Genomic DNA, 15,983 nt, shown 5'->3' on the forward strand with positions numbered 1-15,983 from the left:
ATGGCGAATTACAGCTTCAAGCTCCCCGATATCGGCGAAGGCATTGCAGAGGCCGAGGTCGTCGCCTGGCATGTGAAAGTCGGCGACGTCGTCGAGGAAGACGATGCGCTGTGCGATCTGATGACCGACAAGGCGACGGTGGAGATGACCGCGCCGGTGTCGGGCAAGGTGACGCAGATTGCGGGCGAGGTCGGCGATCTGGTGGCGGTCGGATCGGTGCTGGCGGTGTTCGAGGTGGAGGGGGCGGCCGTCCTTGAAGAGCCCACTCTGCAGGTTGCGCCGCTGAATCCCTCACCCCCTTTAGGGGGAGAGGGAAAGTCCGAGCGTAGTGAGGACAGGGAGAGGGGGCAGTCGGACTTCCACGCGCCGACACTCGTTCCTCCAGCACAGCCCCCTCTCCCCAACCCTCTCCCCCTAAAGGGGGAGAGGGAGCAGAAGGTGCTGGCCTCCCCCGCCGTCCGCGCGCGCGCCAAAAACCTCGGCATCGATCTCGCACAAGTCAAATCCGCCGGCGATCATGTCCGCCACGCCGATCTCGACGCCTTTCTCACCTACAACAACAGCTACCGCTCCGCCGCGCCGGCCCGGCCCGACGAGCAGGTCAAGGTGATCGGCCTGCGCCGCCGCATCGCCGAGAATATGGCGGCGTCGAAGCGCGCGATCCCGCACTTCACCTATGTCGAGGAAATCGACGTCACCAAGCTCGAGGCCCTGCGCGCCGATCTGAACGCGACGCGCGGTGACAAGCCCAAGCTCACGATGTTGCCGCTGCTCATCGTCGCGATCTGCCGCGCGCTGCCCGATTTCCCGATGATCAACGCGCGCTATGACGACGAAGCGGGTGTCGTCACCCGTTTTGGCGCGGTCCATCTCGGCATGGCGGCGCAGACCGACGCCGGGCTGATGGTCCCTGTCATCCGCGACGCGCAGGATCGCAACATCTGGCAGCTCGCGGCGGACATCATCCGCCTCGCCGAGGCAGCGCGCAGTGGCAAGGCGAAGAGCGAGGAGCTGTCGGGCTCCACGCTGACGATCACCTCGCTCGGCCCGTTGGGCGGCATCGCGACGACGCCGGTGATCAACCGGCCCGAAGTGGCGATCATCGGCCCGAACAAGGTGGTCGAGCGGCCGGTGTTCCGCGACGGCGTGGTGGTGGCTGCCAGGCTGATGAATCTCTCGATCAGTTGCGATCATCGCGTGGTCGACGGCTGGGATGCGGCGAGCTTTGTGCAGGCGATCAAGCGGCTGATCGAAACCCCGGCGCTCTTGTTTGTCGATTGATGCGCGTGCCTGCCAAGGCTAGAGAGCCCGCATTCAGAGGTTGAAAGCAGGACAATCGGCAATGGCCGGCCATAGCAAATTCAAGAATATCATGCACCGGAAGGGTGCGCAGGATAAGAAGCGGTCGTCGCTTTTCTCCAAGCTCAGCCGCGAAATCACGGTGGCGGCCAAGATGGGCCTGCCCGATCCGGACATGAATGCGCGCCTGCGCTCGGCGGTGATTGCCGCGCGCAAGGAAGGCATGCCCAAGGACAATATCGATCGCGCGATCAACAAGAGCCAGGGCGGCGACGGCGAGAATTATGAGGAAGTCCGCTATGAGGGTTTCGGCCCCGGCGGCGTCGCCCTCATCATCGAGACGCTGACCGACAATCGCAACCGCACCGCCACCAACGTCCGCACCGCCGTCTCCAAAAATGGCGGCAATCTCGGCGCGGGCGGATCGGTGAGCCATGGCTTTGATAGGCTCGGGCTGATCACCTACGCCGCGAGCGCGGGCGACGCCGACAAGGTGTTCGAAGCCGCGCTCGAGGCCGGCGCCGAGGACGTCTCCTCGACCGAGGACGGCCACGAGATCTGGGTCGCGATCGAATCGCTCCACGAGGTCACCAAGGCGCTCGAGCCGGTACTCGGCGAAGCCTCCGGCGCGAAGCTCGCCTGGCGCCCGCAGACGATGGTGACGGTCGGCGAGGAGGATGCGGCGAAACTCCTCAAGATGATCGACACGCTCGATGACGACGACGATGTCCAGACGGTGTGGGGCAATTATGACGTGCCCGAGGACGTGATGGAGAAATTGGCGTAACTTAAAAAGCCCCTCCCCTTCAGGGGAGGGGTTGGGGTGGGGCAGACCGATGAACCGCGAGGCACGGCTTGGGGAATATGCGCACGAAATGCGCCGGAACCCGACAGAGCCGGAAAAGCGGTTGTGGCGGAATCTGTCCAACTCGCAGCTTGGCTACAAATTCAGGCGCCAAAGCGTAGTTGGCCCTTATATCGCCGATTTTCTTTGTCCGGCGAAGGCCTTGATCGTCGAAGTCGATGGTGACACGCACGATGTCGATACCGACCGATATCGCGATCGAACGCTTCATGAACTGGGATATCACGTCATGCATTTCACTAATGAGGATGTGATGTGGAACATGGAAGGCGTCTTAACCGCTCTTCAGCTCAAGCTCACCGCACTAGTCGATCGCTGGCCCCACCCCAACCCAGTGCAGCGGCTCTTTGCCCTGTCCGGGGGACAGGGCTGCCGCTGCACTCCTGAAGGGGAGGGGCTTTAATATGATCCTCATCGGCCTCGATCCCGGGCTCGGTACGACCGGCTGGGGCGTCATTGCGGCCGATGGCAACCGGCTGTCGCATATCGCCAACGGCCAGATCAAAACCGATACCGCGATGGCGCTCGCCGATCGGCTCGTCGTGCTGCATGATGCGCTGGCCGATCTTTTGATCCAGTTCCGGCCCGATGGAGCGGCGGTCGAGGAGGTGTTCGTCAACGTGAATCCGCAATCGACCCTCAAGCTCGGCCAGGCGCGCGGCGTCGTCCTGCTCGCGGCGGCGCGCAGCGGGATCGTGGTCGGCGAATATTCGGCGAAGCTGGTCAAGAAGGCGGTCGTCGGCACGGGGGGCGCCGAAAAGGCACAGGTCCACGCGATGGTCGGCCGGCTGCTGCCGGGGACGAGGATCGCCGGCGCTGACGCCGCCGATGCGCTCGCGGTCGCGATCACCCATGCCCATCATCTGGCGAGCGCGAAAGCCCGCGCGCGGATCATCGCATGATCGCGCGGCTGCGGGGTGCACTGGCGGAGAGCGCCGCCGACCATGCGGTGATCGACGTCGGCGGGGTCGGCTATCTGGTCCTCGCCTCGGCGCGGACCTTGACGACGCTGGGGCCGGTGGGCGGCGACGTACTGGTGTTCACAGAGATGCAGGTGCGCGAGGATGCGATCACCCTGTTCGCGTTCGGATCGGCGGCGGAGCGCGACGGGTTTCGCCTGCTGACGAGCGTGCAGGGGGTGGGCGGACGGGTCGCCTTGTCGATCCTGTCGGTGCTCGATCCCGGCGAACTGGCACGCGCGATTGCCGGCGGCGACAAGGCGATGGTGGCGCGCGCCAATGGCGTCGGGCCGAAACTGGCGATGCGGATCGTCAACGAACTCAAGGACAAGATGGGCGGCATGGCGATCGGACCGGGCGGCGGTGCGCCGGTCGCGGCGGCGAAGGGGAGTGCCGTGTCCGATGCGCTGTCGGCGCTCGCCAATCTCGGCTTCCGGCCGGCCGAGGCCAGCGCGGCGGTGGGTGCGGCGGTGGACGATCTGGGCGATGGCGCGACGCTGGACGCGCTGGTGCGGCTCGCGCTGCGAAAGGCGGCGAAGTGACCTGGTGCCTTCGCGGGGGTGAGGGTGGATTCCTTCCCTCACTTGTGTACATTATGGTCCCGCGATGACCGATGATCGCCTCCTCGCCGCAGCCCGCCGTCCCGAGGATGTCGACGCCGCGCTTCGACCGAAATCGCTCGACGAGTTCGTCGGACAGTTGGCCGCGCGCGAGAATCTGCGGGTGTTCATTGAGGCGGCACGGCAACGTGGCGAGGCACTCGATCATGTGCTGTTCTTTGGGCCGCCGGGGCTAGGCAAGACCACGCTCGCGCAGATCATCGCCCGCGAAATGGGGGCAGGTTTCCGCGCGACCTCGGGTCCGGTGATCGTCAAGGCCGGCGACCTCGCGGCTCTGCTCACCAATCTCGAGGATGGCGACGTCCTGTTCATCGACGAGATTCACCGGCTGGCGCCCGCGGTCGAGGAAGTGCTCTACCCCGCGATGGAGGATCGTGCGCTCGATCTGATGATCGGCGAAGGGCCGTCGGCACGCTCGGTGCGGATCGACCTGCCGCGTTTCACATTGGTCGGCGCGACCACTCGGCAGGGCCTGATCACCACGCCCTTGCGCGATCGCTTCGGCATTCCCGTGCGCCTGCAATTTTACTCGGTCGAGGAACTCGAACAGGTCGTGACTCGCGCCGCGCGACTGCTTGATCTCGGAATTTCCCCGGACGGTGCGGTCGAGGTCGCGCGCCGCTCCCGCGGCACGCCGCGTATCGCCGGGCGGCTGCTGCGCCGGGTCCGCGATTTCGCCAATGTCGCCGGCGCGAAAGTGGTCGATGCGAAAGTAGCCGATGCCGCGCTCAATCGGCTCGAGGTCGACGGGCTCGGGCTCGACGCGATGGACCGGCGCTATCTGATGATGATCGCCGACATCTATCGCGGCGGTCCGGTCGGTGTCGAAACGCTCGCCGCCGGCCTGTCCGAACCGCGCGACACGGTCGAGGAAGTGATCGAACCCTTCCTGATCCAGCTGGGCCTGATTGCCCGCACGGCGCGGGGACGCTGCCTGAACAGCCGCGGCTGGAAGCATCTGGGTCTCAATCCGCCCGCCGAAGCGGGGCAGGACGGGTTGTTCGACGGAATTTAGGATGCCGGACGGGGTTGTTGTGCCGACTCCCGATCCCTAAACCGTTCCGCGATGCACAATGAACCGCCTTATTCGGGCCGCTTCGACGGCACGCTCCATCTGTTCGCGGTTCGCGTCTATTTCGAGGATACCGACGCTGGCGGCGTCGTCTATCACGCCAACTATCTGCGCTTCATGGAACGTGCGCGATCGGACATGCTCAGGGTCGCCGGGATCGACCAGCGCGCGGCGCTCGATGGCGGTGACGGTGTTTATGTCGTGGCGGATGTCGCGATCAAATATCATCGCTCGGCGAAACTCGATGACGAGCTGCTGGTTGTCAGCGAAGTCCGCAAAATCGGCGCGGCGTCCTGTGTCATTCATCAAAGAGTCATGCGCGGCGATGCCATGGTCACCGATGCGATGGTGACGGCCGCATTCGTGGGGCCGGACGGGCGCCCACGGCGCCAGCCGCGCGACTGGACAGAGATTTTCGAACGGCTGAAGGGGGCCGCGCAGTAAATGGACGGCATAAGTTTGACCACCACCACATCGGCATTGTCGCCGGTCGCCTTGTTCCTGCAGGCCGATATCGTCGTCAAATGCGTGATGATCGGATTGCTGCTGGCCAGCGTCGCGACCTGGGCGATCATCATCGGCAATGGCCTGAGGCTCGGTTCGGTGCTGAGCAAGAGCAAGGCGTTCGAGGCCGATTTCTGGAAATCGGAAGATATCGACCGTTTCTATGACGGCCCCGGCCGCAAGGACATTCCTTCCGCCAAGATATTCACTGCGGGCGTGCTCGAATGGCGGCGCTCGGTGCGCGACGGCAAGCCGATCGATCGCGACGGCACCCGCGCCCGGCTGGCGACGGCGATGGCATCGGCGGCGGCTAATGAGATCGATCGACTGTCCGAACGGCTCAACCTGCTCGCGACGATCGGATCGGTCGCGCCGTTCGTCGGGCTGTTCGGCACAGTGTGGGGCATCATGCGCAGCTTCACCGATATTGGCGCCTCGCAGAATACCAGTCTCGCCGTCGTTGCGCCGGGCATCGCCGAGGCCTTGTTCGCCACCGCGATCGGCCTGTTTGCGGCGATTCCCGCAGTTATCGCCTATAACCGCCTTCTCCACAAAGTTTCGCAGATCGAAAGCCACCTCCATCGGTTTGGCGATCTCTTCCACATGACCCTGAGCCGCGAGCTGGAGCGGCAGGGCTGATGGCGATGGGGCCGGTTTCCGGGCGCGGCGGCCGTCGCGCGCCGATGGCGGACATCAATGTCACGCCGCTGGTCGATGTGATGCTGGTGCTGCTGATCATCTTCATGGTGACGGCGCCGCTGATGCTTGCCGGCGTGCCGGTCGATCTGCCGCAGAGCCGTGCCGGTGCGCTCGATCAGGACAAGAAGCCGGTCCAGATCTCGATCGATCAGGCCGGGCAGATCTATATCGACGATCGCACGGTGCAGGTCGCGGCCTTGCCCGATCTGTTTGCACAGATTGCGGCCAAGTCCGGCTCGGGCAAGCAGGGCCCGCAAATCTTCCTGCGCGCCGACAAGGCGCTCGATTATGGTCGGGTGATGGCGGTGATGGGCGAACTGAACCGCGCCGGGCTCAATCGGGTCGCGCTCGTCACGTTGGAAGCGGCGGAACCCGTGGCGGGCGCGCCAGAGGCGAAATGATGGATCGCGCGGAGCGCGCGGGCCTTGCGGTTGCGCTGGTCGGCCATGCGGCGCTGCTGGCGGTGCTGTCGCTCGGCCTGCTCGATACCGAGCGGCCGAAGCCGCCGATGCGCGATACGATGGACGTGATGCTGGTCGACAAGGTCGCGCTCCGCTCGGCGGCGCCGACCCCGGCGACCGAGGCCCCGCAGGCTGCCGAGGCGCCGGACAAGGGGCCGACCGAGGAGGCCGCGCCGGAACCGGCGCCCCAACCGGCGCCGGCACCGCCCAAACCGACGCCTGCTCCCGCGCCGGCGCCAAAGCCTGCCCCGGTCCCGGCCAAACCGACGCCGCCCGCGCCGGCCAAGCCGGCGCCCGCGAAGCCGACACCGGCCAAGCCGGCGGAAAAGGCTGCTCCGCCGTCCGAGACGAAGCCGGTAAAAGGCAAGCCCAAGGCGCTGGCGCTCGGCTCCGATTTCCTGAAAGGCATCCCTGCCGAAAAGTCGGCTGGCAAGGCGCAGACGCCGCGCGCTGCCGTGATCGATGCGCAGGCCGCGGCTGGCCTCCAGGCGCTGATCGCATCGCAGGTGAAGCCTTGCTACACCGTCCCGGAGGGTGGATCGGACACGCAGATCATCGTCAGCCGGGTGCATCTTCGGCTGAAACCGGACGGATCGATCGGCATCATACCAGAAGTCGTGGGTAATTCTGGCATTACGCCAACCAATCAGCCTTATGTACGCCAGATGAACGAGGCCGCCGTTCGTGCCATTCAGCGCTGCGCACCGTATAAATTGCCGGCCGAGCTTTATTCAGGCGGCTGGGAAAATATTATTTTTACGTTCCGACCCAGCACGATGAATTGACTATTCTTCCCTGTTTCGGGACAATCGCCGAAACGGGGGTCAGAGGAGACGACCCGATGCGCCTGCCTTTCGCTTTTGTTCTTTCGCTCGCGGCGGCGATCGGGCTTGCCGCGCCGGGCGCCGCCCAGATCGAAGTGGACATCAACGGCGGCATCGCGCAGCCGATGCCGATCGCGATCCCGGCAATGCCGACCCCGGCCGTCACCAATACGGCCGCCGGCGATACCGCCTCGCTCGGCCAGCGCGTGGCCGAGGTTGTCACCAGCGATCTCAAGAATAGCGGGCTGTTCAATCCGCTGCCGAAAAGCGCGCTGACCACCGTCAGCCACCCGCAGGTCACCGCACCCGATTATATCTTCTGGACGCAAAGCGGCGCGCAGGCGCTGGTGCAGGGTTTCGTCCAGTCCAATGGCGATGGCACGCTGACGGTCGGGTGCTATCTTTACGACGTGCTGGCGAAGAATGAGCTGACCCGGCAGGGCTTCGTGGTGACCCCGGCCCAGTGGCGTCGCGCTGCGCATAAGTGCGCTGATACGGTCTATACGCGGCTAACCGGCGAGGGCCCCTATTTCGACAGCCGCGTCGTCTATGTTTCCGAAACCGGGCCGAAGACCAACCGGATCAAGCGGCTGGCGATCATGGATCAGGATGGCGCCAATCATCGCTTCCTGACCAATGGCCAGGCGATCGTGCTGACCCCGCGTTTTGCGCCGAACCAGCAGACGATCACCTATATGGCCTATACCAACAACCGGCCGCGCGTGTACGTCTATGATATCGGATCGGGCACGCAGCGGCTGATCGTCGATCAGCCCCATATGACGTTCGCGCCGCGCTTCTCGCCGGACGGGCGCTATATCGTCTATTCGATGGCGGTCGGTGGCAATACCGATATCTACCGGGTCTCGGCGAGCGGGGGTTCGCCGGAGCGGCTGACCAATTCGCCTGGCATCGACACGGGCGCCAGCTATTCGCCCGACGGATCGAAGATCGTGTTCGAAAGCGATCGATCGGGCACACAGCAGCTTTATGTGATGAACGCCGACGGATCGAACCAGAACCGGATCAGCTTCGGCGGCGGCCGCTACGCGACACCGGTATGGAGCCCGCGCGGCGATCTGATCGCTTTCACGAAGATCGGTGGAGGCTTCAACATCGGGGTCATGAACATCGACGGTTCGGGTGAGAAGGTCCTCACACATGGCTGGCAGGATGAAGGGCCAAGCTGGTCGCCGAATGGCCGCGTGGTGATGTTCTTCCGCACCGGCCAGGGATCGGGGAAGGCCGATCTGTGGTCGGTGGATCTGACCGGCGTCAACGAACGTGCGATTCCCACACCGCTCGACGGATCCGATCCGGCGTGGGGACCGTTGTTGCCGTAGTGCACATTTCATCTCCCGTTCAGGGAGAAAAATCCACGATTTTGCGTTATCATTCCGTAACCGTATTGATGAAGGAGAAACAGATGGCGCGTCTCGTGACGAAAATTGCGCTCGTGTCGGCGCTGGTGCTGACCGCGGCCTGCGCACCGAAGAAGAAGCTGGCGGATCTGCCGCCTCCTCCGCCGCCTCCGCAGGCGGCCCCGGCCGAACCCGCCCCGCCGCCGCCTCCGCCGCCATCGAACATGCCGGTTCCAGGGTCGCGGGCAGACTTCCTGGCGCAGGCGGGCAGCGACACAGTTCATTTTGCCACCGATGCCTATGATATCGATGCCGAATCGCAGGCGATATTGACGAAGCAGGCAGCGTGGATGGCCAAATATCCGAACGTCACCGCGACGATCGAAGGCCATTGTGACGAACGCGGCACCCGCGAGTATAATCTCGCGCTCGGTGATCGCCGTGCCAATGCCGCGAAGAACTATCTGGTCAATGCCGGGGTCAGCGCGTCGCGGCTGTCGGTGATCAGCTATGGCAAGGAAAAGCCGATTGCGACTGGTTCGGACGAAGCAAGCTGGGCGCAGAATCGCCGCGCGGTGACGGTCGTTCCGCAATAATTCTCAATCCCTCCCCGAGCTTGTCTCGGGGAGGGATTTGGACTGGTCCATATCCCCAAAAGGGCATCTATAGCCTCAGCCCAAGCGGTCACATCGCCCGGCGCTGATCCTGCCGGGTCGATACCAGGGCGTTGGCCATGGCGAGCTGGGCGCCCTTGGCGAGCAAACCGCGCTCGCCGAGCAGGTGCCGCGCCTGGCGCGCGGTCATCGGCCTGCCGAGAAACCAGCCCTGGCCATTGGTGCAGCCGATGCCGCACAGCAGGGCATGAATCGCCTCGGTTTCCACGCCTTCCGCCATCACCGGGAGGCTAAGACTGGCGGCGAGCGTGGTGATCGTTGCGACGATCGACATATTCTCCTTATTGCCATCCATGGCCGTCACGAAGCTGCGGTCGATCTTGATGCGGTCGAGCGGCAATGCGCGCAGATGGGTCAGGCTCGAATAGCCGGTGCCGAAATCGTCGAGCGCAACCTGTATGCCCTGGTTCTTCAGGCTGCCGATGATCGATTGCGCGAGGCCGAGATTTTCGAACAACGCGGCTTCCGTGATCTCGATTTCCAGGCGTTCGGCCGGGAATCGGGTTTCGGTCAGCAATTTGACGATCTTCTGCGACAACCAGGGATCGCGCATCTGCGCCGGCGAGATGTTCACCGCCAGCCGCAACGTCGGGTCCCAATCGCGCGCTTCCTCCATCGCCGCGCGCATCACCGACATCGAAAGCTCGCCGATCAGGCCCGATTCCTCGGCGACAGGAATGAACATGGCAGGCTCTGTGAGGCCGTGCTCGGGATGTTCCCAGCGCGCCAGCATCTCAAAGCCGATCAGCGCGCCGGTGGTGAGATCGACCTGTGGTTCGAAATAGGGAACGATTTCACCCTGGGGAATGCCCGCACGGAGCCCATGTTCGACCGCATTGCGCAGCTCCAGCTCCCGCTCCATGCTCGAATCGAACCAGATGCGTTGATTGCGGCCGGCGCGTTTGGCTGCGTAGAGTGCAATATCGGATCGCCGCATCAGTGCATCGATCGACCGGCAATCGCCCTCGGTTCGCGCAATTCCCATCGATGCGCTGACGTGCGTTTGTAAACCATTGAACTCAAATGGTTCGGCGATACGGCTGATGATCGCGTCGGCGACCGCATCTACCAAGGCCGGCTGGGCGGGGTCGAAGGCGAATGCGCAGGCGAATTCGTCGCCACCCAGCCGGGCGGTGATCGCATTGGCGGGAAGCGGTGCGGCGATGGCCGCCGTGGCGGCGCGCAACAGCAGATCGCCCACCGTGTGGCCGTAGCGATCGTTGATCGATTTGAAATGATCGAGGTCGATCATCAGCATGGCCACGGGCCGATGACGCCGGCCGCTGAGCTCGATCAGCTGTGCGCCGTTTTCGCTCAACGCGCGGCGGTTGAGCACGCCGGTCAGCGGATCGCGGGTCGCCAGAAGTTGCGCCTGGCTTTCCGCCGTGCGGCGGCGTGCGATCTCGCGTTTCAGCGTGCCGAACCGCTGCCACCCGAGCAGGGCCACCGCTATGTTGAGCAGCAGGCCGATGATCAGAATGATATTCCGGTTGTCGGGCCCGTCACCGATCGGTCGCAGCACCGATCGAGCCACCGCCCATTCGGATCCGAGCAGCAGCAACAGCGCGAAGATCGAGATGCCCATCCCGAGCATGTCGCGACGGTCATCGGCTCCGCGCGAGACATCTGCTTTCATGCTCGGTGCGCCACCGTCGGCCATCGGTCCTCCTAAAGTCCCGCATGGCGATACGGTTTGCGCTCTTAAGAAGTCGTTAAGAGGTTGCCACCGGGTTCGCGTCACTTGTGCTTTGGCGACAAAATCGCTAGGGCGACCGCCATCGTTCCGACACGAACGTACCCATTTGCGTCCATGGACGCCCGCTGGCCGGCGAGGTTTCGCCCGCCGGCGCGCTTTGCGTTTGTGTCTAAATGGTTGAATTTTGGCGCAATTCGGCGTCGGGAGTGGCTCTATGTTCGAAAGTCTGAGCGAAAGGCTGGGAGGCGTATTCGATCGCCTGCGTGGTCGTGGCGCACTGAACGAATCGGATGTGCGGGCCGCGATGCGCGAAGTGCGGATTGCCCTGCTCGAGGCGGATGTCGCGCTGCCGGTGGTTCGCGACTTCGTCGACAAGGCGACCGAGCAGGCCGTCGGGCAGCAGGTCTTGCGCTCGGTCACTCCGGGCCAGCAGGTCGTCAAGATCGTCAATGACGCGCTCGTCGAAATGCTCGGGTCCGACGCTGTTGACCTGAACGTCGATGTGTCCCCACCGGCCGTTATCATGATGGTCGGCCTGCAGGGCTCGGGCAAAACGACGACGACCGCCAAGATTGCCAAGCGCCTCACCGAAAAGGGACGCAAAAAGGTCCTGATGGCGTCGCTCGATGTCAATCGGCCCGCGGCGCAGGAGCAGCTCGCGATCCTCGGTACGCAGACTTCGGTCGCGACCTTGCCGATCGTCGCCGGCCAGCAGCCGGTCGAGATCGCGAAGCGCGCGCTGCAGGCGGCCAAGCTCCAGGGCTATGACGTGCTGCTGCTCGATACGGCGGGCCGTCTCCATGTCGATCAGGCCTTGATGGCCGAGATGCAGGCGGTTGCGAGTGTCGCGGAGCCCGAGGAAATCCTGCTGGTCGTCGATGCGCTGACTGGTCAGGACGCGGTCAACGTCGCGAAGAACTTCTCCGAGCAGGTCGCGCTGACGGGTATCGTGCTGACCCGAATGGACGGCGATGCGCGCGGCGGCGCCGCACTGTCGATGCGGGCGATCACCGGCAAGCCGATCAAATTCGTCGGCACCGGCGAGAAGCTCGATGGGCTCGAGCAGTTCCAGCCGAGCCGGGTCGCGGGCCGCATCCTCGGCATGGGCGACATCGTCAGCCTCGTCGAACGCGCGACCGAGACGATCAAGGTCGAAGAAGCGGAGGCGATGGCCGCGCGGATGGCCAAGGGTCAGTTCGACATGAACGACCTGAAGAACCAGCTCGGCCAGATGCAGCGCATGGGCGGGCTTTCGGGGCTCGCGTCGATGTTGCCCGGGATCAAGCAGGTCAAGCAGGCGATGGCCAATGGCGCCGCCGACGACAAGGTGCTGATCCGCATGCAGGCGATCATCGGATCGATGACGCTGAAGGAACGGCGCAAGCCCGAACTGCTCAACGCCAAGCGCAAGATCCGCGTCGCCAAGGGATCCGGCACCACCGTGCAAGACGTCAACAAGCTCCTGAAGATGCATCAGGAGATGGCGAACATGATGAAGAAAATGAAGAAGATGGGCGGCCTTAAGGGCATGGCCGCCATGCTCGGCAAAGGCGGCGGCCTTGGCGGTCTGATGGGCGGCGCCGGCGGCGGGATGCCGCAAATGCCCCAGGGTGGCGGCAGTCTTCCCGGTCTGCCGGGGGGCAACGCTCCGTTCAATCTGCCCCCGGGTTTTGACAAGTTCATCAAAAAATAAACGACTTAGCTGATTTGAATCTCCAGAAAGGAAGTACCCAATGTCCGTTTCGATCCGTCTCGCCCGTGGTGGCGCCAAGAAGCGCCCTTATTATCGCATCGTCGTCGCCAATTCGCGCTCGCCGCGCGATGGCGCGTTTATCGAGAAGATCGGCGTCTATAATCCGTTGCTCGCCAAGGACGACGCCAAGCGCGTGATCGTCGACGCCGAGCGCGCCAAGCATTGGCTGTCGGTCGGCGCGCAGCCCACCGATCGCGTCGCACGTTTCTTCGACGCCGCCGGTATCAAGGAACGCGCTGCTCGTTCGAACCTGAAGAAGGGTGAGCCTGGCGACAAGGCCAAGGAGCGCGCCGAAGAGCGTGCCGCCAAGGTTGCTGCCGCCGAGGAGGCCGCCAAGGCACCTGCAGAGGCTCCGGCCGAAGAAGCTGCCGAAGCTTGAGGTATGTAATGCCCCTCCCCGCCAGGGGAGGGGAAATATGAGCGATAGGCCCGTTACGCTCGCAGCGATCATCGGTGCCCATGGCATCGGTGGCGACGTGCGCCTGAAACTCTTCACCGATGATCTGTCGCCTTATCCGGTGCTGACCGGCAACGGCCGGACGTTCACGATCACGTCGCTGCGCCCCGGCCCCAACGGCGCTGTCGCGCGGCTGGCCGAGGTCAAGGATCGCAATGCTGCCGAGGCGCTGCGCGGCACCGAGCTCACCGTGCCGCGATCGGCGCTGCCGCCGCTCGCCGCGGGTGAATATTATCACGCCGATCTGATCGGCCTGCCCTGCATGGCAAGCGGCGTACAGATCGGCACGGCGGTGCTGATCGAGGATTTCGGTGCGGGCGACATCCTCGAGATCGAAAAGACAGATGGCACCCGCTTCATGGTGCCGGTCGCCATCGCCGTGACGATCGAGCCCGATCGCCTGCTGATCGATCCGGAGTTTGTCGAATGAATCCGGTTTCGATCTTCCTGACGATCGGCTCGGCCTATCTGGTGCTGGTGGCTTATGGCGTGATCCGCACCCGTAAGCGCAGGCTGCCCGTCCAGGTCCGCATGGCGGGGGCTGCGACGCAGATCATCCTGCCGCCGCTGGTGATGTTCGGCGCGCTGTTGCTGACGCAGGATGCCGATTTGATCGAAGGCTGGGGCGTCATGCTTGTGATGCTGATGGTGGCGGGCGCGTTGCTGGCGATTTGTACCGATCTGGTTGCGCGCAGGGTGATGCCGTGATGGACGGTGCGCAAGGCGTCGCTGACTTTACAATCAGCGAGTCACGCCGTATATACTGATAGTATATACGGAGGCTGTTCGTGAGCGAGGAATATCGCGCCAAGATCTTCAAGTCGGGTAATTCGCTCGCGCTGCGATTGCCGAAAGCGCTCGGTCTCAAGGAAGGGACCGAGATGATCGTGCGCGAGGATCGGGGCACGTTCAGCTTTCAGCCTGCCGATAGCCGGCGCAAGATCGATATCAGCAAATTTGCCGGCAAATATCCCGGCCTCCAGCCATTGCCGCGGGAGGATTTCGATGATCCGCCGCGGGACTGGCACCTGCTAGACCGGTCCTGATGCTCTATCTGCTGGATACGAACAGCTACATCTACCTGCTGAGCGGAACTTATCCCAGCCTGGCGAGCCGGGTGGCGGCTTCGGATGCGGGCAGCATCGGCATGTCCGCGATCGTCTTCGCCGAACTCGCCATCGGATCGGCGAATGGAAAGTTGCCGCCGATCGATGTGATCGACGATATTCTCGCGGCAACACCGCTCATCGCGTTCGATGAAGTTGCGGCACGGGCCTATGCGCGGGTGCCGTTCAGGCGCGCACGCTTCGATCGTTTGCTGGCCGCCCACGCGCTCAGTATCGGAGCCGTTGTGGTGACAAACAATGAGGCGGATTTTGCCGATGTGCCGGGGCTGAAGATAGAGAATTGGACGAAGGCATGACCTTCGCCGCGACCATCCTCACCCTCTACCCAGAGATGTTCCCCGGCCCGCTCGGCGTCTCGCTGGCCGGTCGCGCGCTCGCCGAGGGCAAGTGGACCTGCGACCCGATCCAGATTCGCGACTTCGCCACCGACAAACACCGCTCGGTCGACGACACGCCGGCGGGCGGCGGGGCCGGCATGGTGATGCGCGCCGATGTCCTCGCCAGCGCGGTCGACGATGCGATCGCGCGCCACCCCGAATCGCCCCTGCTCGCGATGTCCCCGCGCGGCCGGCCGCTCACGCAGGATCGCGTGCGCCGGCTCGCCGCCGGCCCCGGCGTCACGATATTGTGCGGCCGATTCGAGGGAATCGACGAACGGCTGTTCGAAGCCCGGCCGATCGAGCTGGTTTCGATCGGCGATTACATCCTTTCGGGCGGAGAAATGGGCGCTTTGACCCTGCTCGATGCTTGCATTCGGCTGCTTCCCGGCGTAATGGGCGCGGCTTCCAGCGGGGATGACGAGAGCTTCGAAACCGGGCTTCTCGAATATCCGCATTATACCCGACCTGCTGAGTGGGAAGGGCGCACGATCCCCGAAGTGCTGCGATCTGGGGATCATGCGAGGATCGACGCCTGGCGGAAAGCCATGGCCGAGACCGATACAAGGCTAAGGAGGCCGGATCTTTGGGAGCGCCATGAGGGCGCTCGGATCCAGTCTCCCTCTGGCGCGCAGCGACAGAAGAAGGAAAGATGAGCCATGAATCTCATCCAGACGCTCGAAGCCGAGCAGATTGCCAAGTTCAAGTCCGCCAAGGCGATTCCCGATTTCCGTCCCGGCGACACGCTGAAGGTCGGCGTGCGCGTCGTCGAAGGCGAGCGTACCCGTATTCAGGCCTATGAAGGCGTGTGCATCGCACGTTCGAACAAGGGCATGGGTTCGTCGTTCACCGTCCGCAAGATTTCGTTCGGCGAAGGCGTCGAGCGCGTTTTCCCGCTCTACTCGCCGAACGTCGAGTCGATCGAAGTCGTCCGCAAGGGCGTCGTCCGTCGCGCGAAACTTTACTATCTGCGTGGCCGCCGCGGCAAATCGGCGCGTATTGCAGAGCGTCGCGACAATAAGCCGGCCGCCGAGGCCAAGGAAGCCTGATCGCAGGCTCTCCCCTCTAACCTCGCAGGCGGCCGGCTCCCCAGGGAGACCGGCCGTTTGCTTGTCTGGACTACCACCCTGTCATTCCCGCGAAGGCGGGAACCCATATTCTCCGAATCGCGAGTCGCTTGCGCTGGAGGGCATGGATCCCCGCCTTCACGGGGATGACGATCTGTAAGGAACATC

21 protein-coding genes are annotated in these 15,983 nt (G+C 64.1%); 20 read left to right on the forward strand and 1 reads right to left on the reverse strand.

Features of this window, described 5'->3' with window-relative positions; translation table 11 throughout:
• From BLS13_RS12710 to pal, 12 genes are all read left to right on the forward strand, one after another.
• Positions 1 to 1,281: a dihydrolipoamide acetyltransferase family protein gene (locus BLS13_RS12710; RefSeq protein WP_093452819.1), complete on the forward strand. Its 1,281-nt coding sequence runs from the start codon at positions 1 to 3 to the stop codon at positions 1,279 to 1,281.
• A 61-nt stretch (positions 1,282 to 1,342) separates the two neighbouring features.
• A complete protein-coding gene (locus tag BLS13_RS12715) occupies positions 1,343 to 2,086 on the forward strand; it encodes a YebC/PmpR family DNA-binding transcriptional regulator (RefSeq protein ID WP_093452618.1) in 744 nt (247 codons plus the stop codon).
• A gap of 49 nt (positions 2,087 to 2,135) precedes the next feature.
• Complete coding sequence (locus tag BLS13_RS12720; protein ID WP_093452620.1) at positions 2,136 to 2,567, forward strand: endonuclease domain-containing protein; 432 nt, start codon at positions 2,136 to 2,138, stop codon at positions 2,565 to 2,567.
• Between the two features lies 1 nt (position 2,568).
• Positions 2,569 to 3,066, forward strand: a complete 498-nt coding sequence (gene ruvC, locus BLS13_RS12725) for a crossover junction endodeoxyribonuclease RuvC (RefSeq protein WP_093452621.1) — start codon at positions 2,569 to 2,571, stop codon at positions 3,064 to 3,066.
• Positions 3,063 to 3,665: a Holliday junction branch migration protein RuvA gene (ruvA, locus tag BLS13_RS12730; RefSeq protein ID WP_093452623.1), complete on the forward strand. Its 603-nt coding sequence runs from the start codon at positions 3,063 to 3,065 to the stop codon at positions 3,663 to 3,665. Before ruvC ends, ruvA begins: the two co-directional genes overlap by 4 nt.
• Positions 3,666 to 3,729: 64 nt before the next feature.
• Entirely contained in the window at positions 3,730 to 4,758 is a 1,029-nt protein-coding gene (gene ruvB, locus BLS13_RS12735; RefSeq protein WP_093452624.1) for a Holliday junction branch migration DNA helicase RuvB, read from the forward strand.
• Positions 4,759 to 4,809: 51 nt separating this feature from the next.
• On the forward strand, positions 4,810 to 5,259 hold the full coding sequence (locus tag BLS13_RS12740) for a YbgC/FadM family acyl-CoA thioesterase (protein ID WP_093452626.1): 450 nt from the start codon (positions 4,810 to 4,812) through the stop codon (positions 5,257 to 5,259).
• Positions 5,260 to 5,958 carry a protein TolQ gene (gene tolQ, locus BLS13_RS12745; protein ID WP_093452627.1) on the forward strand — a complete coding sequence of 233 codons (699 nt, stop codon included), beginning with the start codon at positions 5,260 to 5,262 and terminating at the stop codon, positions 5,956 to 5,958.
• Positions 5,958 to 6,419: a protein TolR gene (gene tolR / locus BLS13_RS12750; protein WP_093452629.1), complete on the forward strand. Its 462-nt coding sequence runs from the start codon at positions 5,958 to 5,960 to the stop codon at positions 6,417 to 6,419. Before tolQ ends, tolR begins: the two co-directional genes overlap by 1 nt.
• Positions 6,416 to 7,264, forward strand: a complete 849-nt coding sequence (locus BLS13_RS12755; RefSeq protein ID WP_093452630.1) for a hypothetical protein — start codon at positions 6,416 to 6,418, stop codon at positions 7,262 to 7,264. The genes tolR and BLS13_RS12755 overlap by 4 nt, the downstream gene beginning before the upstream one ends.
• Positions 7,265 to 7,320: 56 nt before the next feature.
• Entirely contained in the window at positions 7,321 to 8,646 is a 1,326-nt protein-coding gene (tolB, locus tag BLS13_RS12760) for a Tol-Pal system beta propeller repeat protein TolB (RefSeq protein WP_093452632.1), read from the forward strand.
• 83 nt (positions 8,647 to 8,729) lie between these two features.
• Positions 8,730 to 9,260: a peptidoglycan-associated lipoprotein Pal gene (pal, locus tag BLS13_RS12765; RefSeq protein ID WP_093452821.1), complete on the forward strand. Its 531-nt coding sequence runs from the start codon at positions 8,730 to 8,732 to the stop codon at positions 9,258 to 9,260.
• Between the two features lie 88 nt (positions 9,261 to 9,348).
• On the opposite strand, the gene BLS13_RS12770 is transcribed toward pal, so the two are convergent.
• Positions 9,349 to 10,998 carry a putative bifunctional diguanylate cyclase/phosphodiesterase gene (locus BLS13_RS12770; RefSeq protein ID WP_256325856.1) on the reverse strand — a complete coding sequence of 550 codons (1,650 nt, stop codon included), beginning with the start codon at positions 10,996 to 10,998 and terminating at the stop codon, positions 9,349 to 9,351.
• Between the two features lie 250 nt (positions 10,999 to 11,248).
• Between BLS13_RS12770 and ffh the strand changes: the two genes are divergently transcribed.
• The 8 genes from ffh (at position 11,249) to rplS (ending at position 15,797) form a co-directional block, all read left to right on the forward strand.
• Complete coding sequence (gene ffh / locus BLS13_RS12775) at positions 11,249 to 12,727, forward strand: signal recognition particle protein (protein WP_093452633.1); 1,479 nt, start codon at positions 11,249 to 11,251, stop codon at positions 12,725 to 12,727.
• 40 nt (positions 12,728 to 12,767) lie between these two features.
• Entirely contained in the window at positions 12,768 to 13,166 is a 399-nt protein-coding gene (rpsP, locus tag BLS13_RS12780; RefSeq protein ID WP_093452635.1) for a 30S ribosomal protein S16, read from the forward strand.
• A gap of 37 nt (positions 13,167 to 13,203) precedes the next feature.
• On the forward strand, positions 13,204 to 13,674 hold the full coding sequence (gene rimM, locus BLS13_RS12785) for a ribosome maturation factor RimM (protein WP_093452636.1): 471 nt from the start codon (positions 13,204 to 13,206) through the stop codon (positions 13,672 to 13,674).
• Complete coding sequence (locus BLS13_RS12790; protein ID WP_093452638.1) at positions 13,671 to 13,952, forward strand: hypothetical protein; 282 nt, start codon at positions 13,671 to 13,673, stop codon at positions 13,950 to 13,952. The genes rimM and BLS13_RS12790 overlap by 4 nt, the downstream gene beginning before the upstream one ends.
• 80 nt (positions 13,953 to 14,032) lie before the next feature.
• On the forward strand, positions 14,033 to 14,290 hold the full coding sequence (locus BLS13_RS12795) for an AbrB/MazE/SpoVT family DNA-binding domain-containing protein (protein ID WP_037522600.1): 258 nt from the start codon (positions 14,033 to 14,035) through the stop codon (positions 14,288 to 14,290).
• Positions 14,290 to 14,667, forward strand: a complete 378-nt coding sequence (locus BLS13_RS12800; protein ID WP_093452639.1) for a type II toxin-antitoxin system VapC family toxin — start codon at positions 14,290 to 14,292, stop codon at positions 14,665 to 14,667. The genes BLS13_RS12795 and BLS13_RS12800 overlap by 1 nt, the downstream gene beginning before the upstream one ends.
• Positions 14,664 to 15,404 (forward strand): tRNA (guanosine(37)-N1)-methyltransferase TrmD, encoded by a 741-nt coding sequence (gene trmD / locus BLS13_RS12805; RefSeq protein WP_093452641.1) that lies wholly within the window; start codon positions 14,664 to 14,666, stop codon positions 15,402 to 15,404. Before BLS13_RS12800 ends, trmD begins: the two co-directional genes overlap by 4 nt.
• Positions 15,405 to 15,407: 3 nt before the next feature.
• On the forward strand, positions 15,408 to 15,797 hold the full coding sequence (gene rplS / locus BLS13_RS12810; protein WP_037522606.1) for a 50S ribosomal protein L19: 390 nt from the start codon (positions 15,408 to 15,410) through the stop codon (positions 15,795 to 15,797).
• The last annotated feature ends 186 nt before the right edge of the window (positions 15,798 to 15,983 follow it).

This window comes from Sphingomonas sp. YR710 (genome assembly GCF_900101455.1).
GTDB lineage: Bacteria > Pseudomonadota > Alphaproteobacteria > Sphingomonadales > Sphingomonadaceae > Rhizorhabdus.